Here is a 1,735-nt window from a genome sequence, read left to right as displayed (position 1 = left end):
GTCCAGGGGCGGGGGCCGGCCAGGGTGCGGGCGAGGTCGTGCAGGGAACGCACCAGGGCCCGGGCGGTGGGCGCGACCGGCTGGTGCAGGCGGGCGCCCTCGGCGGACGTGTCGGACAGCAGCGCGGCGGCGGCGTGGGTCGCGCCGACACCGTCCAGGAAGCCGTGGTGGGCGCGCAGGCAGACCCGGAAGGAGTCGGGGCCGGTGATCAGCCGCACGTCCCAGGGCGGGACGCTTCCGGTGAGGTCGAACGGCAGTTGGGAGATCCGGTCCGTTTCCCGGTCGAGCGCGGCGCTGTCGGCGGCGTCGGTGTGCTGCACCCGCAGGTTCGGCGCGGGGGTGCCGCGGAACGTCGGCAGGGCGGGCGCGCGCTCGGCGATCCGCTGCTGGAACGCGGACGGGGCGGGCGGAGGGCCGGCGAAGTCCAGAGCGAGGGTGACCACCGGCTGCTGCGGCCCGTCGAAGGACAGCAGCGCCCGGTCGAGCGGGTTCGGGCCCGGCACGGTGACGGGCAACTGGCCCTGGGCGGTAGGAGGTTCGGCGTGCTTCGGATGCGGATCCGTGGTGGCGGGGTCGGTCACGGCGAGACGTCCAGACAGGCGGGGCTGCGCTCGGCGAAGCCCGTACGGGTGGGATCGAAGGAGGAGTCGGGTCGCGGGCCGGGGCGGGTGTCGAGCAACGGGCGTATTCCGGTGGGGAGTTCGACGCGGCACCCGACAGCCTCCTCACCCGGCGACGACGGACGCCACCGGCGTCCGAATCCGACCGTCATCCCGCCATTGTCAACCCGAACGCGAGCGGCCGGGTTACGGGCCCGGTCCTGTGTTTCCCGATTGCCCGACCTGCTCGCGCCGCCCGGCACCGGTCGGCGTCGGCGTGTCACGGCTGCGGCCCCCGCGTCCGCGGCCGTGACGTGCGGAGCCGAACGGCCGGGGCGGTGCCGGTCATTGACCTCAACCGCGCTTGAGCTCCTAGGCTCCCCGGTATGACGATCACGGAGTACTCACAGGACAGACTGGCCGCCCAGCCCATCGGTTACTGGAGCGGAATCGCGAACGAGATCATCGTCGGCAGCATCCGTGCCGCCCTCGCCGAGGAGGGGCTCACACAGCCGCATTGGTGGATCCTCAACCATGTCGCCGGTTCCCCGGAGCATTGGACCCGCGTCTCCCTCACCGCCAGGCTCTCCCCCTTCGACCGCCAGGACACCGACTTCGAGGCCGTTCACGCCGACCTCGCCTCCCGGGGCTGGATCGCGGAGCCGGACGGCCGTCTCGTCCTCACCGAAGCCGGCGAAGCGGGGCGGCGGCGCGCGAAGGACCGCACCCTCAAGGTCCATGAGCAGATGCACGACGGCGTGGAGACCGCCGACTACGTCACCACCCTGAACGTGCTCCGCCGGATGATCACCAACCTCGGAGGCAGCAGCGACCTTCCCTAAGCGCTGTCCCGTAATTGCTGGTCAGAGGTGAGATGATCTTGCTGTGGTTGGTGTGATTGCGGCGTCGGAGCCGTCCTGGATAGTCCCGTTCACCGGGCTGAGCCCGCGGCAGTTCGGCAAGCTGGTCACCGCGCTGCGGCGCGAGGGTGCCGACCCGGTCCGCAAGGGCCGGCCCTGGAGTCTGCCGCTGGAGGACCGGGTCCTGCTGGTCGCCGCGTACTGGCGCACGAACCTCACCCTGCGCCAACTGGCTCCGTTGTTCGGGGTGTCGAAGTCGGCGGCCGACCGGATCGT

General features: G+C 71.9%; 4 protein-coding genes. 2 read left to right on the top strand and 2 right to left on the bottom strand.

The genetic code is table 11. From position 1 onward, the window contains the following. On the bottom strand, positions 1–581 hold a 581-nt coding region (locus tag EAO76_RS42860; protein WP_316248424.1), incomplete at its 3' end, for a wax ester/triacylglycerol synthase domain-containing protein. Continuing rightward, positions 578–772, bottom strand: a complete 195-nt coding sequence (locus EAO76_RS45160) for a hypothetical protein (protein WP_187439050.1) — start codon at positions 770–772, stop codon at positions 578–580. The genes EAO76_RS45160 and EAO76_RS42860, both read right to left, overlap by 4 nt. A 213-nt stretch (positions 773–985) precedes the next feature. On the opposite strand from EAO76_RS45160, the gene EAO76_RS42855 reads away from it, so the two are divergent. Together EAO76_RS42855 and EAO76_RS42850 are read left to right on the top strand one after the other, a co-directional pair. Continuing rightward, on the top strand, positions 986–1,441 hold the full coding sequence (locus EAO76_RS42855; protein ID WP_148841618.1) for a MarR family transcriptional regulator: 456 nt from the start codon (positions 986–988) through the stop codon (positions 1,439–1,441). A gap of 43 nt (positions 1,442–1,484) precedes the next feature. Beyond that, positions 1,485–1,735: transposase family protein (locus EAO76_RS42850; protein WP_148838069.1), on the top strand; the 251-nt coding region annotated here is incomplete at its 3' end.

The organism is Streptomyces sp. sk2.1 (assembly GCF_008120935.1).
GTDB lineage: Bacteria > Actinomycetota > Actinomycetes > Streptomycetales > Streptomycetaceae > Streptomyces.
Note: the sequence above shows the minus strand (reverse complement) of the source record. Positions and strands in the feature narration are given on the sequence as shown.